The following is a 16,864-nucleotide window of genomic DNA, read 5'->3' on the forward strand; positions in this document are numbered from 1 at the left end:
TCTTTCTCATTTATAAAACCTCCTTCATATGTCTAAAATTAGAACTGATCGTATCCAGTATCTCCCGCGTCCGTCCGTTTATCATCAATTTATACATGGATTGGGCAAACCCCATCATCTGGCTCCACTCCACTTTAGGCGGCATGGCCAAAGCATTCGGATCTGTCATCACGTTTACAAGTACCGGCCCGTCAATATTCATCGCCTGTTCCAGCACGGCTTGTACCTTCTCCGGATCGTTCACCGTGAATCCCTCCATTCCCATCGCTTTTGCCACAAGCGCAAAGTCTGGATTGTCCATATCCGTCTGCCAATCCGGTAACCCGGCAACCTCCATTTCCAACTTCACCATTCCCAAAGAACGATTATTGAACACGACAATTTTTACGGGTAATTTATACTGTACGATTGTCGAAAGATCCCCCAGTAGCATAGAGATTCCCCCATCCCCACACAAAGCCCAAACTTGCCGCTCCGGAAAGGCCAGCGAGGCCCCGATCGCTTGCGGAACAGCATTTGCCATTGAACCATGATTAAAAGAGCCTAACATTCTTCTCTCTCCCGTCCCGTGCAGATAGCGCGCTCCCCATACACACGTCATCCCCGTATCAACCGTGAAAATCGCATCCTTCGACGCCAATTGATCCACGACGGACATCACGTACTCCGGATGAATTTTATCTGTTTGTCCTTTCTCCTCCACGTAAGCATTCAAGTTCTCCTTCACCCGTTCATACCCTTTCAATTGTTTCTGCAAAAAATCATCTGTCTGTTTTTGCTTGATACGAGGCAACAATGCCTGTAACGTACTCTTCACATCCCCACATAGCCCCATAGCCACCTTGGCCCGTCGTCCTAAACGTTCCGGCTTAATATCCACCTGCACGATCGTGTTGTTTTCCGGCATAAAGGCTGCATACGGGAAATCTGTTCCCAACATCACCAGCACTTCCGCCTCGTGCATACTGTCATACCCGGAAGGCATCCCTAGCAAACCGGTCATTCCCACCTCGTTAGGATTATCATATTGTATCTCCATCTTACTCTTAAAAGAATATGCCACGGGAGAATTCAGCAACCCGGACAATTCCACCACTTCGGCGTGGGCATCCTTGGCCCCGATCCCACAAAACAAAGTTATCTTCTCCTTCCCATTCAATAAATCAGCCAACGCATCCAATTCTTCATCCGAGGGACGTATGGAAGGATGTGTCGGAAATGTCTTAACGGCAGAAAATATCTCCTCTGCCCCACGAGCCGTCACGTCCCCGGGAACCCCGATCACGGCTACTCCCGAACCGGAAATTGCCGCTTGCATGGCAGCCTGCAACATACGAGGCATCTGGCAGGGCGTGGTCGCCACCTGGTTATAATAACTACAATCTTCGAACAACTTCATCGTGTCCGTTTCCTGAAAATAACGAGTCCCGAATTCACTCGTGGCCATCGTGGAGGCAATCGCTAACACCGGGACACCCGAACGATGCGCATCATATAGCCCGTTAATCAAATGAACGTGTCCCGGACCACTACTTCCGGCACAACAAGCCAATTGCCCGTGTAATTGAGCCTCCGCCCCAGCCGCATAGGCTCCGACTTCCTCGTGGCGCACGTGAACCCACTGAATCTTACCATTTTTCCTTACGGCATCATTTATCTCATTCAAACTATCGCCCGTGACGGCATAAATTCTTTTCACACCGGCCTCAACCAGCATATCAACCAACTGTTCTGCAACTTTTTTAGCCATAGATCCTGTATTTTATATTGTTTTTAGTCTCTATGGCTAAAACGAAAAATAAAAAGAAAAGTTTATATTTTAGGAGCCAGAAACGCTCCCACCCGTGATATGTTTGCCTCTTTACGACAGTCATTAATCGTGACACGAATAGTCTCCACGGCAACATCCGGGATATGCAACAAACGTTTATAACCAATCGTACCCCCTTTTCCCAACACCTGCCAAGTACCATTCACCAACCCTTCCACGGTAAACGACTCCACCCGCTGTCCCCGGCTAATATCTTCCTGCAACAAGATCGTGTTTATCGTACATCCCTTCCCCAAGGTATATTCTTTACTTTCCCCCTGCCGGGCTGTCCACGCCCGAGCCCACCGGGAAACAAAATCTTTCGCATACATCTTTTCCAGATACTCTCCGAATTCTTTTAACCGAGTGACATCGGTCTCGCAAAGCACACCCCGCTTATCTGGTGACACATTCAGCAATAAAGAAGAATTACATCCCACGGACTGGAAATAAACCCTCACCAATTCCGACAAAGATTTCACTTTCAAATCTTCCCTCTCGTGATAAAACCAGCTAGGACGAATAGAGACCGACACCTCCGAAGGATACCAGAACAATTCCGTCGCACGATCAATAATCTCTTTTCCCCCAAGATCCCGGGAAAACACGCTTAAACGCATCTCTTCATTACGCTTTTTCGCATCCGGATAACACCCCGGGACCAACGCAACGGAACTCCATTCGGCCCCACGCCCTCTCGCACTTTCATTCCCGATCCAACGAATATCATCACCATAAAAAGCCGTAACCGCGTTAGGCTGTAACTTATGAATCGTTTTCAATATCAATTCCCAGTCATATTCCTGTCTTTTCCCGTCAATGCCTATCTCACTAGTCCCATCCAACCAAATTTCATCTATTTTCCCGTACTCGGTCAATAATTCCGTCAGTTGTTTCACGAAAAACTCGTTGTACCGGGGAGAGTCCCCGTAATAAGAAATGTTCCGATCCAAAAGGGATAAATAAATTCCGAATCTCATCCCGTTCCGGTCACACGCTTTTTTCAATTCCCGAACTACATCGCCTTTCCCGTTTTTCCACGGAGAGGCCGTGATAGCATGACGAGTCGTTTTTGTCGGCCACAAACAAAAACCATCATGATGTTTGGCGGTCAGCACGACGGACTTGAGGCCTCCCGCCTTTAACGCCTTCACCCACTGCTCCGCATCCAGCGCTACCGGATTGAACATCACCGGAAACTCCTTGCCGTCACCTTGTTCTTTCCCGGTAAACGTGTTTATTCCAAAATGGATGAAAGCTGTCAATTCCAACTGCTGCCAGGCTAATTGTTGCTTTGTCGGGACCAGTCTTGCTGCCATCTCCACTTTCTCCTCCAGTGTAACCTTCTCCGGGAAACGAACATTTTTTTCAAAATATTTCCCCTTCTGAGCCTCGGCCGACAAAGAAATCACGCATAAAAAACACCAAATCATACAGCATATTCTCACAGCAGTCACAATTATTGTTATAATAAATGTAAAAATAAACAATTTTTCTCATTTAGACAACAAAAATCTAATTATTCACGTATGAAACTAAATAATATAATATCAATTAATATGAGTACAAACAAAATAATCGAAATCCTAGGAGATCAAAGTGATTTCCTATTGAACCACACCTGTAAAACCATTGATAAATCGTTACTTCACATCCCGTCACCCAATACTATTGATGAAATTTGGATGTCATCCGATAGAAATACCCGTACTCTGAACAATCTGCAAAGCATCCTGAGTCACGGCCGTTTAGCAAATACCGGCTACGTGTCCATTCTCCCCGTGGATCAAGGAGTTGAACACACGGCAGGAGCGTCTTTCGCCCCAAATCCTCTCTATTTTGATCCGGAAAACATCATAAAACTTGCTATCGAGGGCGGGTGTAACGCCGTGGCATCAACATTCGGAGTACTCGGAGCCGTGGCTCGTAAATACGCTCACAAAATCCCGTTCATAGTGAAAATCAATCATAATGAACTACTAACCTACCCGACTCAATACGACCAAACACTATACGGTACGGTGGAAGAGGCATGGAATATGGGAGCCGCCGCGGTAGGTGCCACAATTTACTTCGGCTCACCGGAAAGTCGCAGACAAATACTAGAAGTATCAGAGGCATTTTCCCATGCACATGAACTAGGTATGGCAACCATCCTCTGGTGTTACCTTCGTAACGGAAGTTTCAAAAAAGACGGAGTAGATTACCACTCGGCAGCAGATTTGACAGGACAGGCCAATCACCTAGGGGCAACGATCCAAGCTGACATCGTAAAACAAAAGCTCCCGACGGTTAACGGGGGATTTACCGAACTTAAATTCGGAAAAACGAATGAAAAAGTTTATACCGAACTTACGTCCTCCCACCCGATAGACCTCTGCCGCTACCAAGTGACCAACAGCTACATGGGACGCATTGGCCTGATCAACTCCGGGGGTGAATCTAAAGGAGCGTCCGATTTAAAAGAAGCTGTCATAACAGCCGTAATCAACAAACGAGCCGGCGGAATGGGACTTATCAGCGGACGGAAAGCCTTCCAGAAACCGATAAACCAAGGTGTAGAATTACTAAATGCTATCCAGGACGTTTACCTGGATAAAAATATCACGTTAGCCTAACAAAAATAGCAACCAATGAGGGAGTGTCAAAAACTTTTGAGCCCCCTCATTGAATCTATAGTATCTCGTATTATTCTCCACGGTGTCTCGTCGTACTCTCACTAGTACATAAACTAAATTTCAAGAAAAAATCAAAAGCAGATCAACCCGCCACATCGTTGACCTTTCGTTAACCTTTCGTTAACCTTTCGTTAACCTATCGTTGACCTACCTACGAGACATACCGGAATTCCCCTTGAAAATCCCTTTCGATATAGGAGTAAAACACACTACCTTCTGTTTTTTATTCTTATCTTTGTGAAGAAGACATAACCCCGGTTCACAATGGATGAAAGAGTACTCGATAAACTAAAAATACTCGCTGAATCAGCGAAATATGATGTATCCTGTGCATCTAGCGGGACCTCTCGTTCTCACAAAAAAGGGCAAATCGGAAGCGCTGAAGGATGGGGTATATGTCATAGTTTTGCGGAAGACGGACGCTGTATCTCTCTACTGAAAATTATGCTCACGAACAACTGTATCTACGATTGTGCCTATTGCATCAATCGCAGGAGCAATGACTTACCGAGAGCCACGTTCTCCGTCTCGGAACTCGTGAACCTAACGATAGAATTCTATCGCCGGAATTACATCGAGGGACTCTTCCTCAGTTCAGGAGTAGTACGCAATCCAGACTACACGATGGAACGTTTGGTGAAAGTGGTAAAAGACTTGCGGCAAGTGTACCGCTTTAACGGATACATCCATTTGAAAAGTATTCCCGGGGCCAGCCAAGAACTGGTAAACGAGGCTGGTTTATACGCGGATCGTATGAGTGTAAACATCGAAATCCCCAACGAACAAAGCCTGCAACTTCTTGCCCCGGAAAAAGATTTTCAAAGTGTATTCACCCCCATGCGTTATATCCAACAAGGTATGTTACAAAACGCCGAGGAACGAAAGAAATACCGCCATGCCCCCCGCTTTGTCCCCGCGGGACAAAGCACACAGATGATCGTGGGAGCAACTTCCGATTCGGATAAGGACATTCTACACCTAACCTCTGCACTCTACAAACGTCCAAGCATGAAAAGAGTATATTATTCGGGATTCGTCCCCGTCAACGGGTACGACAACCGTCTGCCGGCCTTGAAGCAACCACCTCTTGTAAGAGAAAACCGATTGTATCAAGCCGATTGGTTACTCCGATTTTACAATTTCAAAGTAGATGAAATCGTGGATGACTCCTATCCTGATCTAGACCTAGAGATCGACCCGAAACTGGCCTGGGCTCTTCGTCACCCGGAGGCATTCCCCGTGGACATCAACCGGGCGGATTACGAAATGTTATTACGTGTCCCCGGACTTGGGGTGAAGTCTGCCAAGATGATTCTCACGGCCCGCCGCTATTCCCGCTTGGGGACATCACATTTGAAACAAATCGGTGTCGTTCTCAAAAAAGCCCAGTATTTTATCACGTGTAATGAACTACCGACCCGAACCATTAACGAAATAAAACCCGAAAACGTAAGGCGTATTCTAACACAAAGAAAAGTTACCCGCATTGACGATGGACAATTGATCATCCCGTTCATTTATTAATTGAATTAATTCGACTTCATGGCACTTGAAATCGTAAATCTAAAATCATAAATCTAAAATTAATATGCTCATATTCCGGTACGACAAAACCTTTGAAGGACTGTTAACAGCGATTTTTGACGCTTATAGCATCAAAAGATTTCCCGATGTTTTGCTAGCAGCAGAAGAAACGTCTCCTTTATTTTATGATGAAATCATCACAGTCGTTACGGATGAGGAAAGAAGTAACCGGGTATGGAAAGGACTTCAAAAGAAACTATCCGCCTCGGCCCTTACCAGTCTTACAACCTGCTGGCTATCCGAACTCCCGGAGATTGACCTCGTACTATTCCGTTACATTCACAAAGCCATCGACGCACCCCGTTCCATCGAACTCAATTTCGGGGATCCCGATGTGCTGGAACTTTCCAAAGTCTGGAAAAAGGTAAACAACGAACGGTTACGGGTCATGCAATTCCTGCGCTTTCAGAAAGCTGCCGACGGCACCTATTTTGCCGCCTTGAAACCGCTATATAACGTAATCTCGCTCGTGATTCCCTATCTTCAGGATCGTTTTGCCGATCAAAAATGGCTGCTCTATGACCTCAAGCGGGAATACGGTTATTATCACGACCTGTCAACCATCACCGAAGTACACTTTGAACAAAAAGAAGGACATCTTCAAAGCGGATTCCTCGACGAAAGTATCATGGATCAAGACGAAAAACTTTTTCAAAAACTCTGGCAGACCTATTTCAAGGCAATTACTATAAAAGAACGCCTGAATCCTAAACTACATCGTCAAAATCTCCCTGCCCGCTTTTGGAAATACCTACCGGAGAAAAAGGGATAACTCATTTTCTAAAGCAAGAATCTCCCAATTAGAGATCTTTCTGTCCCCATTTTTCCCTTTGTAACCGCTCGGAATTGACCAAGATAAATAAAAGGAGTAATGAATCTTTAGAAAGTTTATTTTTAAGATAAGCGATAGCCTCCGACTTTTTATTATAGATTGTCTGTTTATTTTTACCTAATTTTTGAGCAATTTCCTCCACTTTCCAACCATCGAAAAATAGTTTTAGAATCTCAGCACTCTCTTCAGGCAATAATCCCAAGATATAATGAAAAGTCGAAAGAGTTTCACTTTCAATAATATCTACTTCAAATGAATCTTTATCCAACAACTGGCCAGCTTTATACTTTTCGACACATTGATGATGTCTGATATAACTTTTAAAATGGTTCCGTAAAGAAACATATAAATAAGCCTTTATATCGGTTAAACGTTCAAATTTTAGTGAAGGTGATTGCCACAAATTTAAAAAAACATCGTGAATGGCATCACGGGGTTCCACTTCTGTATGCTGATATAATTTTGCTGTAAAATAAAACAAATCATTATAGAACAGAGAATAGACTTTTCCGAAATCTTTCTCTATCCTACGGTTAAAATTTTTTAGCAAAATAGTTTCCTCTTTTTCCGGTATCATCATCCTTGTTAAATATATTGCCGATAAAAATACTCACCTCATTAGTACGGGAACCTTGTTTTAAATAGCAAATTAATTCATAAAATCAGAAACTTGCAAATACAAAAAGAAGTTGTTATAGTTTCTTTATCTTATTTATCCCTATTAGCATAGAAAAAACGAATATATTATAGCAAAAAAACAAAAGAATTTGCACATCACAAACAACTAAAAATCAGCTATATTTTCTATATATTTTCTTTTTTAGAAAAAAAATATCCGATTTTGAAGTAAATTTTTTCGTGTCACGCGTTTCCTTTATAAATATCCCGAAGTAACAAGTTCAGAGTTCTTCGAGTATTTAAACATCCCGGAGAAGGGAAATTAAATCGGTAAAAAATGAACATTCTATGAAATTGGAAGATAAGGAATTTGAAGATTATTATCATCGGGCTCATCATCTCACGAATGAGTTATTATCAACCTATAATAATAATCTGAGTTTGGAAGAAAATAAGGAGGTCGACACTTTTTTAAAGGAGAATCATCTTTCTGGAGAATTAATTGATCGTTTGACTTCCTCTGAAATTCACCGGGAATATTATAATCGTTTGGCTCAAGAAAATAAAGAAGAAAATCTGGCTTTATTATTAGCACAAATGAGAAAAGAAAAACCGAAACAAAAAAGATTCAGAATATGGTATCATATCGCAGCTTCAGTAGCTGCCATTATAGCCATTATCTTTTGGACGCAATCTGAACGACAAGTGGAAAAATATGATGATTGGTATAGCCAGACGATAACAGAACAATATACCCAACCAACTTTGATTTTAGAGAACGACAGTTCCTTGATTTTAGCAGATGATGCCCAAGCAATCGTTAGCCAAGATTATGAAATTAAAAAATCGCAAGGAAATTCCCTAAAATATACAGTAACGAGCCAATCCGGAACTCTTCGCTACAACAAACTAATTGTTCCTAAACAATATACCTACACACTAAAACTTAGTGACCAATCAGAGGTTATACTAAATGCGGGGAGTATACTCCGATATCCAGTAAGTTTTACAGGAGATAAACGGGAGGTTGAACTAATTGGAGAAGCATTTTTTAAAGTGGCAAAATCAGATAAACCTTTTTTAGTACGACTGGGAAAGAATAATGTAACCGTCTACGGAACTCAATTTAATATACGTTCCAGAGCTAACAGTGACCTTGAAGTCGTATTAGTCAAAGGAAGTATCGGATTTAAAGCAGAAAACCAAGAAGAAATCAGAATTAAGCCTTCACAAATAGTCGTTTGTCAGCCAGAGACCGGAAAGACTCAAGTGAAAGAGATTAATCCCAAGGATTACATCATGTGGATGGAAAATATGTTTGTTTTTAAAGGGCAAACTCTAGAACGGATTTTATCAGAAGTGTCAATATGGTACGGAGTACAGATAGACATCCAAGTAGACGTAAAAGATATGAAACTGACTTTAATTACGAACAAGGATAATTCATTAGAGGACATCCTCAAATTTATCACAAAAATTACAAACATAAAAATAACTAAAACCGGAGATATGGAATATAAAACAGAGTAGTAAATAAAAGAGCATCCCAGGGATGCCCTTTTCAGACTTTCCCGCAGAATCAGATTGGCGTCAGTATCTGTCGGAAAGCAGTGATTCAGTAATGTGTGAATAAGTTGAACTTAATTTGTATTACCAAATGCTATACAAAATTATGAAAAAAAAGTATGTAGCAAAAAATGCTTGGTGTATTTATTTCCTTTTGGCGGTAATTTTACTGCCGATTCAGACAACGGCTGCAATCGATCCGGCTCAGCCGATCTTAAGCCTCTCTATTGAAAATAAAGTGGTAACTATTCATGTCCGGGATGTATCTTTAGATGAAATCCTGTTGTTAATGAATGAACAAACAAATATTTCCTTCGGTTATCAAGAGGGCGTGATTGATAAAAATCAGAAATTTTCTTTGGATGTTTCCGGGGTCCCGGTAGAAGAAGCATTGCGGATTCTTTTCAAGAACAGTAATTATGATTTTGAGTACAAAGATCAGCGGATATTGATTGTATTAAAATCTATTCCCCAAACAGAGGCAAAGAAAGATAGAACAGTAAAGGGAGTTGTGCTAGATCAGTCGGGCACTCCTCTACCCGGAACTACCGTTTTACTCAAAGGAACCACGTTAGGGGTTGCAACTGATGTGAATGGTTCGTATAGCCTCCAAATCCCACAAGGTAACCAAACCTTAGTATTTTCACTTGTCGGGATGAAAACTCAAGAAATCCCTTATAAGGGGCAAATTGAAATTAACGTGACAATGGAAGAAGATATCACAGAAATGGATGAAGTAGTTGTAACTGGTTATTCTGTCCGAAAAGTAAATGAATTGACCGGGGCCGCACAACAGTTTCATGGAAAAGAAGTTGCCCAAAACATGGTTAATGGAGATATCTTGTCAGCCTTGAAAGGACACACGACGGGCTTACAAATTTCAGGTAGTGACGGAAACCCGGCACGAAACAACTCTTTACTATTAAGAGGTGTCGGTACGTTATATGATAGTAAACAGTATCCTTTGATCGTGATTGATGGGATCGTTACTGATTTTACCAACATCAACGGGGTCGTAGCAGCCAATGACATAGAAGAAATAACGGTATTAAAAGACGCAGCATCTTCTGCAATTTACGGATCACGCGCTGCCATGGGTGTAATCGTGATTACCACGAAAAAAGGTCAGAAAAGTAGACAAACAACTTCTGTAGATATGAAATTTGGTCTCAGCGTTCAGAACTTCGGAGGATTACGATATATGACTTCAGAGGAGCTACTTGATTACGGTAAAATGAGCCTAACGAACTGGTGGAATGGGAATAATAGTTTACAAGCTAAATATCCCGATCGAGATGGATTTATCCGAGACACGCTAAGCTCTTTATCCCAGAATTTTGATCTTTCCCATACAACCGATTGGCGAGATCTACAATATCAACACGGGATTACCAAAAGTATAGGTGTCAATATTTCTGGGGGAAGCGAACGAGCTAGTTACTATTTATCCTATAATTATTTTGATGAAAAGGGAACAAAAATCGATAATTACCTGACTCGCAATTTTTTAAAATTACGTATGGATTATGATGTTACTCCATTCTTAACCCTAGGAATCAATCTGAGCGGAACATTCTCCAAGTATGAAAGTCCTAATAGCGGTTCTTTTGAAGACTACCATCCCTGGCTTTCTCCTTACGACGAAGATGGCAAGCTAAAAAAGAGCATCCCACAATGGAGAAGGTTTGCCATGTATAATGTTGACCTCGTGAATCCCCTAATGGATAATCAATATAACAGCAGTATCAGCCACAATGACAACCTAATGGGCTCTTTTAGCGGAACGTTACATCCTTTTAGTTGGATGAGTTTCACTTCCGTAAATACCTATACACGGATTTATTCCAATACCAATAATTATCAGGATAGTAGAACCTATTCCGGAAATTACAGCAACAATAACTTCAGTAACGGAATTTTGGATATCAGTGATGCCCGAGACGATAGTTTCCTAACTTCTAACATTCTCCGGATGGAATATCGTTTTAATGACCATAACATATCGGGACTTCTAGGACAAGAGTATTACGAACGCCACTCCCGTAGTTCAAATCTATCCATGTATGACCAAAGTGTTGTTGGTGAAAGAAATGTAGGAGGATTCTCAAAAGTTGGAAAAAAGATTCAATCCTCTTACGTGCCGGACGGAAGTGAGAGTGAATCGGGAAGTTTTTCTCTCTTTGCTGAGGCCAATTATAACTATAAAGGCAAATATATGGCTTCGGTATCTTTCCGTACAGATGCCTCTACCAATTTCGGAAAGGATAACCGTTACGGGAAGTTCTATTCTATAAGTGGTGCTTGGCTAGTATCCTCGGAGAAATTTATGCAAAAACAAAAGGCTTTATCTTTCCTTAAATTACGCTTAAGTTACGGAACTTCAGGTAAAGAAGCCGGTATAGATTACTTGAACTACACTCTATATGCTATCGGGAAAGATTACGAAGATTATTACCGTGAACATCCCTTATACCCCTCTTCTTATCCTGCCGTGATCAATCAGTTGGGGAACGACCAATTAACCTGGGAAACCGCCTATACTTTTAACCTAGGAGTGGATATGGGATTTTTAAATGACCGAATTCGTTTAAATGCTGATTACTACAGACGCCGCAATAGTGACTTAATCATGAGTGTTGCAACCGCTGCTGCAATCGGAGTAGGAGCCCAATACAAAAATGTAGGAGAAATGTTAAATCAAGGTGTGGAACTGACTTTAAACACTCATACTCTAAAATCACCTACTTTCAACTGGTATACCACTTTCACCTTCAGTCACAACAAGAATGAATTGACAAAATTATATGATGGATATTTTGTAGACGGAGAAGGCCGTACTTTTTATGAAGGCGACAATATCGATATGTTGAAAAAAGTGAAGGTGAACGGCGTGGATAAAGAAACCGGGAAACCAATTTACGAACGGGTAAACGAGGATGGTACAATCGAGTACGTAAACACCTTGACCAGCGCAACTTCTGGAAACGGAGAACTAAGTTATCAGAACATTGGATTAAAACGGGCTCCCTATTACGGAGGATTTACCAACACGTTCCAATACAAAAACTTTGAACTTTACCTACACATGACTTATAGTTTTGGTTATAAAGCATATAGTTCTCTCAAAACAAGTTACACGGACGGAACTGCTTGGCTGTATAACAATATGTACAAAATACCATCGGGATTAAAAATATGGCAAAAACCTGGAGATGATGCAGATATCCCTATGGTCAATAGTGATCCTTCGTATACACAAAATCTTTATGGCACAACTTCTTTTGGATACATCAATTCCGGACATGTTCGATTTTCTAAGATCCGCTTGTCTTACAATTTTCCGGAGAAATGGTTACGCCAAATACGGATTCAGCACTTGTCATTAAGTTTTACCTGTGATAATGTCGGCGTGATCACTTCTCGTAATTTTATCGGAGCTGATCCGGAGAACCTGGGAGACTGGCCAGCTCCCCGTCGTTATGCCTTTGGTTTGAATTTTACTTTTTAATGGTTAAATAACTGATTATGAAAAGATATATTAGCTTCATTTGGATTCTGATTTTCTTAGGTTGTGATGCCCGTCTAGATGAAATGCGACCTCACAATATGTCGGATGCCTCTACCTATCTGAAAAAATTTGAGAATGTAGTAAATGCAACATCCGGTTTGTATGCCTTATTTTATGGGAAAGTCGGAGGCTTTAATTTCGACTATATTTATGAAGTCGTTTATCATACCCTAGGAGAATTTAGAGGAAACAATGTCGTCTTCGCAGAACCGTTTGAAGGTACTTCGGATATTGCCTTGGGAGCTCCGGATGCACATTTTTATTTATACAGTGATCAAAAAGAACAGTCTTTTGCCTGGCCAATGTGGATTAAAATGAACCAGATTGTTATAGGAGCATCTAAAAATATCGAAGCCATAAAATTGTTAGAAACCGAACCGACCGAACAGTCCCGCCTAGATGAACTGCAACAATTAAAAGGTGAAAATTACTTTATTCGTGGTCTGCTCTTTTTCCACGCGGTCAATGCTTTCGGACTACCATATTGGAACGAGCCTGAAAAAAATCCGGGCATACCTTTGGACACGACTGGAAGCGGCCGATTGTTACCCAGAAGTAGTGTAAAAGATTGTTATGAACGTATTATTCAAGATTTCAAAAAAGCTGCATCATACTTACCAGATGAAAAAATAGATCGATCATTTGCAAACCGAGCTGCCGCTTATGGAATGCTTTCCCGGGTATACCTTTACATGGGAGGCCTGCCCAACACTCCGAATGAAGAGTATAACAAGCTGGCTATTACTTACGCAGATAAAGTATTTGAAATTCAGAATGACGTAATAGACATTCTCAAGGGAGAGGAATATAAGGATTTATACTTGAAAGATCCGAAAACTAACCCGGAAGTACTTTTTGCATTCAATCCTGCAAACTTTCCCTCAGACAGTCCCAGTTATCTTCATTCCTATTATTCATGGTCAGGATTTACCGACTCTAAAGAGGAATTTCCCTGTCCGGCAGTTATCTCCAAAGATTACGAGAAAATTATGGATAAAGAGAAAGATCTCCGATGGAAATACTTTACTACCCCTTCTATCCGACATCAAGGAAGATATACCACAACAAAATATGATGGAGGGGAATTTGAATTATTTCCTGGATTCGTGGACTTTGAATGTCCGACAATTTTCATTCGTACAGGAGAAGTCATTTTGAACCGAGCCGAGGCTTATGCTAAATTAGGAGAAGATGGAAAAGCCTTGATAGACCTCAACCAAATTCGAGAACGCTCGGGCTTAACCACATTAAGTGGAATTGGGGGGCAACAACTGAAAGATTCCATTTTTATGGAAAGACGTCGAGAATTAGCATTTGAAGCGCAAGTATTCTATGACTACACGCGTAATGGAATAAAGCTGTCACGGGAGGAGGTAACAACTGTTTATCCGGATTATATCGGTCATCAGTACAATGAAATTGATCCTCTCTCTTCCCGTCGGATTGTTTTCCTTATTCCGTCAGAAGAACTGAAATTGAACCCCGAATTAGAACAGAATACGTATTGATATGAGCAAGTGGTATATTTATGTCATATTACTCACAATGGTTACAGCGTGCTATCAAGCACCTGTAACCGATGTACGTATGCACGTGAAAGGATTGATGGAAAATGATTCTGCAGTTTCTGTTATAACCCGGGATTCTGTTTATACAGCCTATCTTGATAAAACTTGTGGTGCCGCTTTAACATTGGATCCTAAACAAAAGGCTGATTATGCCATTTTCCGTTATCACGGGGTTTCTGTTCCTATTTACATCGAACCGAACAAGAATCTTGAGATTTTTCTAAAAATTGAAAACTGGGAAATGGAGGTCAAATTCGCAGGAAGCGGAGCTCCCAAGAATGAATACCTGAATAATAAAACTTTACGTGAATTTTATCCCGATTATAAAACGGATGAGGCTGGGATCATACAAAGTTTGAAAACATGGGAAACAAAATTATCGGAGATGTTAGATAGTATGCATTTCGACTCTGCCTTCACAGCTATAGAGAAGAAAAGAATTCATTACCTGATATATGCTTATCTACCTCGTTATCCTTCTTATCAGAAATATCAACTTCAAAAACAGGAATATGAAGCCTCGGATGCATTTTACACCTATATATCCCAACAGATTCCGGAAGAAGAAGAGTTGATAGATATGCCCGAATACCAAACTGCTCTTCAAAATTTAGTGCAAGCCTTCGGCTTAAAGGGCTTACGAGAACAGAATGAATGGAGGTTCTTGAAAAAACAAATGGAATATATAGACAAACAGGTCAAAAATCAAATAATCAAGGACTTCTTGATGGATAAAATAACAACTCGTTATGTGGAAAAAAATGGAACTGACCATTTGGAAGAGATTGTTCATTTTTATCACGATAATGTTAAAGCATCGGGAAAAAAGCTGAAATTCGACGATTTATGCCAGAAATGGCTAAAATTGGTAAAAGGACAACCCTCTCCGACATTTAACTGTCTGGATATTGAAGGAAAAGAGGTCAACTTAACCGATCTAGCTGGGAAGTACGTTTATATCGACATTTGGGCAACTTGGTGTCGTCCATGCCGTGCCGAACAACCCTATCTGGAACAACTTATACAAAGATATGAAGGAAAAGATATTGCCTTCGTCAGTATCTCGACAGACCGAGACAAAAAAGCTTGGGAAAAACTCGTGAAAACAGAACAACTGCAAGGAATACAATTATATGGAGGAAGAGGAAATTCTTTTATAGAATCTTTTGTCGTACGCAGTATCCCTCGCTTTATATTATTGGATCGGGAGGGGAAAATTATTGAAGCAGATATGAGTCGTCCTACGGATCCTCGAACAACGGAGTTACTGGATTCCCTTATTTCCTTATAATTTATAATCCGAACTCTGATATTAGAAAACTTTGGCGACACTCTTGAGGTATCGCCAAAGTTCCTTTTAAATAGATAATAATTCAAATATATTTCACATATTAATTCATGTTGTCGGCTGAATCTCATCCCATTCTGCCCCATCACTTGCCCCAATCAACCAATTAAAAGCATAATGCCGTTCCATCACAACACCACCATCCAAGGACGCCGGAGCCTCCTCGCCTTTTACACGGGCATCCACGCAAGCCCAATCATAACGCAACGTCAGATCTGCCTCGTCCAAAATCTCCTGCCGATCCCGAATTTCACCCAACCCCAACACCGTCCCGTTCTCCTTGTGATCAAAAAATAAGCGAGCGATATATGGAACATCACAAATAGCCGAAGGATAAGGCAACTCGACAATTCCCAACGCCCACAATAACACGGCACAGCACTCGTAACGCCACAAAAACTGGATACAATCGTATTGTTCAGGAGAAGGATTTTCCAGATAAGCCCTTTCTAACGGAGTAAATTCATCCATGATATGATACCCCTCGTCAACCCGGGCCACAAACCCTAAAGCCTCTTCCCGATCCGGGTTTTCCGATAACATCACCTCTGAATACAAGGCCACGGCAAACAAGGCTTCTGCACGACGAGCTATTTCTTCCGGCTTTCTTATCATCGCCTCACAATCCAATACCTCGCAAGGTAAATGTTCCATATAAGGCACTCCCGCCTCTTTCAAACGTACGAAAGAACGTTCCCGACGGGCTTGATCCACGTCTCCCGCCTCCGGACGTCCCACCTCTAACAAGTCGGAATTCGCCACCGGTCGGAATGTCTCGTATTCACTCTCACCCTTGACGGAAAAAAGCAACTTTCCTTTGCTATCAAAAAGACTCATACTCGGATAAAGCAAAAAGCCATTCACATCTCCCGCCACGTCATAAAACGTGTTAATGATGTAACTCGTCCGGTCTCGGTTATCATCCAGTTCGAACTCGATCCCCACGATACAATTAAAACACTGTATCTGACGAATCACCTCCTCTTTAATGGCAGTCAAGGGAGTGTCTACCCGTGCAAAATAATTTGCCATACCTTCCGTGTGTTCAGCTACTTGATCAGCTTGACTTCCCGACTCCATCATAGAGCAACGGATCATCGTATCATCCTGCAACAAGATCATCCAGCGATCATCTTCGGGAGTAAACATCTTGGTCACGTCCTGAAAACGCACACGCATAGATTCGGCAACACGACTGAAATCCCCGATTACCGTATAAAGAGTTAAATTTGCTTTTTCCATATATTCCTTTTTAATTTAGAGCAAAGATAAGAAAAGAGGCTTCCATTTTA

At 41.5% G+C, this 16,864-nt stretch carries 11 protein-coding genes; 7 read left to right on the top strand and 4 right to left on the bottom strand.

The features are described from left to right. Nucleotides 1–10: 10 nt before the first annotated feature. Nucleotides 11–1,750, bottom strand: coding sequence for a thiamine pyrophosphate-dependent enzyme (locus I2I33_RS18155; protein WP_087421262.1), 1,740 nt, complete (start codon nt 1,748–1,750; stop codon nt 11–13). Between the two features lie 62 nt (nt 1,751–1,812). Further along, nucleotides 1,813–3,243, bottom strand: coding sequence for an alpha-L-fucosidase (locus tag I2I33_RS18160; protein WP_087421261.1), 1,431 nt, complete (start codon nt 3,241–3,243; stop codon nt 1,813–1,815). 126 nt (nt 3,244–3,369) lie between these two features. Here I2I33_RS18160 and I2I33_RS18165 point away from each other — a divergent pair, with 126 nt between their 5' ends. The 3 genes from I2I33_RS18165 (at nt 3,370) to I2I33_RS18175 (ending at nt 6,844) form a co-directional block, all read left to right on the top strand. Then, on the top strand, nt 3,370–4,428 hold the full coding sequence (locus I2I33_RS18165; protein ID WP_087421260.1) for a class I fructose-bisphosphate aldolase: 1,059 nt from the start codon (nt 3,370–3,372) through the stop codon (nt 4,426–4,428). A 324-nt stretch (nt 4,429–4,752) separates the two neighbouring features. Further along, nucleotides 4,753–6,012: a putative DNA modification/repair radical SAM protein gene (locus tag I2I33_RS18170; RefSeq protein ID WP_087421259.1), complete on the top strand. Its 1,260-nt coding sequence runs from the start codon at nt 4,753–4,755 to the stop codon at nt 6,010–6,012. A gap of 64 nt (nt 6,013–6,076) precedes the next feature. Then, entirely contained in the window at nt 6,077–6,844 is a 768-nt protein-coding gene (locus I2I33_RS18175) for a TIGR03915 family putative DNA repair protein (protein ID WP_087421258.1), read from the top strand. Nucleotides 6,845–6,872: 28 nt separating this feature from the next. Here I2I33_RS18175 and I2I33_RS18180 read toward each other — a convergent pair whose 3' ends face one another. Then, on the bottom strand, nt 6,873–7,484 hold the full coding sequence (locus I2I33_RS18180) for an RNA polymerase sigma factor (RefSeq protein WP_087421257.1): 612 nt from the start codon (nt 7,482–7,484) through the stop codon (nt 6,873–6,875). 386 nt (nt 7,485–7,870) lie between these two features. Here I2I33_RS18180 and I2I33_RS18185 point away from each other — a divergent pair, with 386 nt between their 5' ends. The 4 genes from I2I33_RS18185 (at nt 7,871) to I2I33_RS18200 (ending at nt 15,515) form a co-directional block, all read left to right on the top strand. Next, nucleotides 7,871–9,052: a FecR family protein gene (locus I2I33_RS18185; protein ID WP_087421256.1), complete on the top strand. Its 1,182-nt coding sequence runs from the start codon at nt 7,871–7,873 to the stop codon at nt 9,050–9,052. A gap of 142 nt (nt 9,053–9,194) precedes the next feature. Next, entirely contained in the window at nt 9,195–12,596 is a 3,402-nt protein-coding gene (locus I2I33_RS18190; RefSeq protein ID WP_162613790.1) for a SusC/RagA family TonB-linked outer membrane protein, read from the top strand. Between the two features lie 17 nt (nt 12,597–12,613). After that, a complete protein-coding gene (locus I2I33_RS18195; protein WP_140402590.1) occupies nt 12,614–14,164 on the top strand; it encodes a RagB/SusD family nutrient uptake outer membrane protein in 1,551 nt (516 codons plus the stop codon). Between the two features lies 1 nt (nt 14,165). After that, nucleotides 14,166–15,515, top strand: a complete 1,350-nt coding sequence (locus I2I33_RS18200) for a TlpA family protein disulfide reductase (protein WP_087421254.1) — start codon at nt 14,166–14,168, stop codon at nt 15,513–15,515. A 105-nt stretch (nt 15,516–15,620) separates the two neighbouring features. Here I2I33_RS18200 and I2I33_RS18205 read toward each other — a convergent pair whose 3' ends face one another. Beyond that, a complete protein-coding gene (locus tag I2I33_RS18205; protein ID WP_087421253.1) occupies nt 15,621–16,814 on the bottom strand; it encodes a DUF4272 domain-containing protein in 1,194 nt (397 codons plus the stop codon). Between the last annotated feature and the right edge of the window lie 50 nt (nt 16,815–16,864).

The sequence above is a fragment of the Butyricimonas sp. BSD2780061689_150309_C8 genome, assembly GCF_015560935.1.
Lineage (GTDB): Bacteria > Bacteroidota > Bacteroidia > Bacteroidales > Marinifilaceae > Butyricimonas > Butyricimonas paravirosa.

Coding starts and splice junctions, on each gene's coding strand:
- I2I33_RS18165 (WP_087421260.1), top strand. CDS start 3,370: ATGAGTACAAACAAAATAATCGAAATCCTAGGAGATCAAAGTGATTTC.
- I2I33_RS18155 (WP_087421262.1), bottom strand. CDS start 1,750: ATGGCTAAAAAAGTTGCAGAACAGTTGGTTGATATGCTGGTTGAGGCC.
- I2I33_RS18200 (WP_087421254.1), top strand. CDS start 14,166: ATGAGCAAGTGGTATATTTATGTCATATTACTCACAATGGTTACAGCG.
- I2I33_RS18180 (WP_087421257.1), bottom strand. CDS start 7,484: ATGATGATACCGGAAAAAGAGGAAACTATTTTGCTAAAAAATTTTAAC.
- I2I33_RS18170 (WP_087421259.1), top strand. CDS start 4,753: ATGGATGAAAGAGTACTCGATAAACTAAAAATACTCGCTGAATCAGCG.
- I2I33_RS18195 (WP_140402590.1), top strand. CDS start 12,614: ATGAAAAGATATATTAGCTTCATTTGGATTCTGATTTTCTTAGGTTGT.
- I2I33_RS18190 (WP_162613790.1), top strand. CDS start 9,195: ATGAAAAAAAAGTATGTAGCAAAAAATGCTTGGTGTATTTATTTCCTT.
- I2I33_RS18160 (WP_087421261.1), bottom strand. CDS start 3,243: ATGATTTGGTGTTTTTTATGCGTGATTTCTTTGTCGGCCGAGGCTCAG.
- I2I33_RS18205 (WP_087421253.1), bottom strand. CDS start 16,814: ATGGAAAAAGCAAATTTAACTCTTTATACGGTAATCGGGGATTTCAGT.
- I2I33_RS18175 (WP_087421258.1), top strand. CDS start 6,077: ATGCTCATATTCCGGTACGACAAAACCTTTGAAGGACTGTTAACAGCG.
- I2I33_RS18185 (WP_087421256.1), top strand. CDS start 7,871: ATGAAATTGGAAGATAAGGAATTTGAAGATTATTATCATCGGGCTCAT.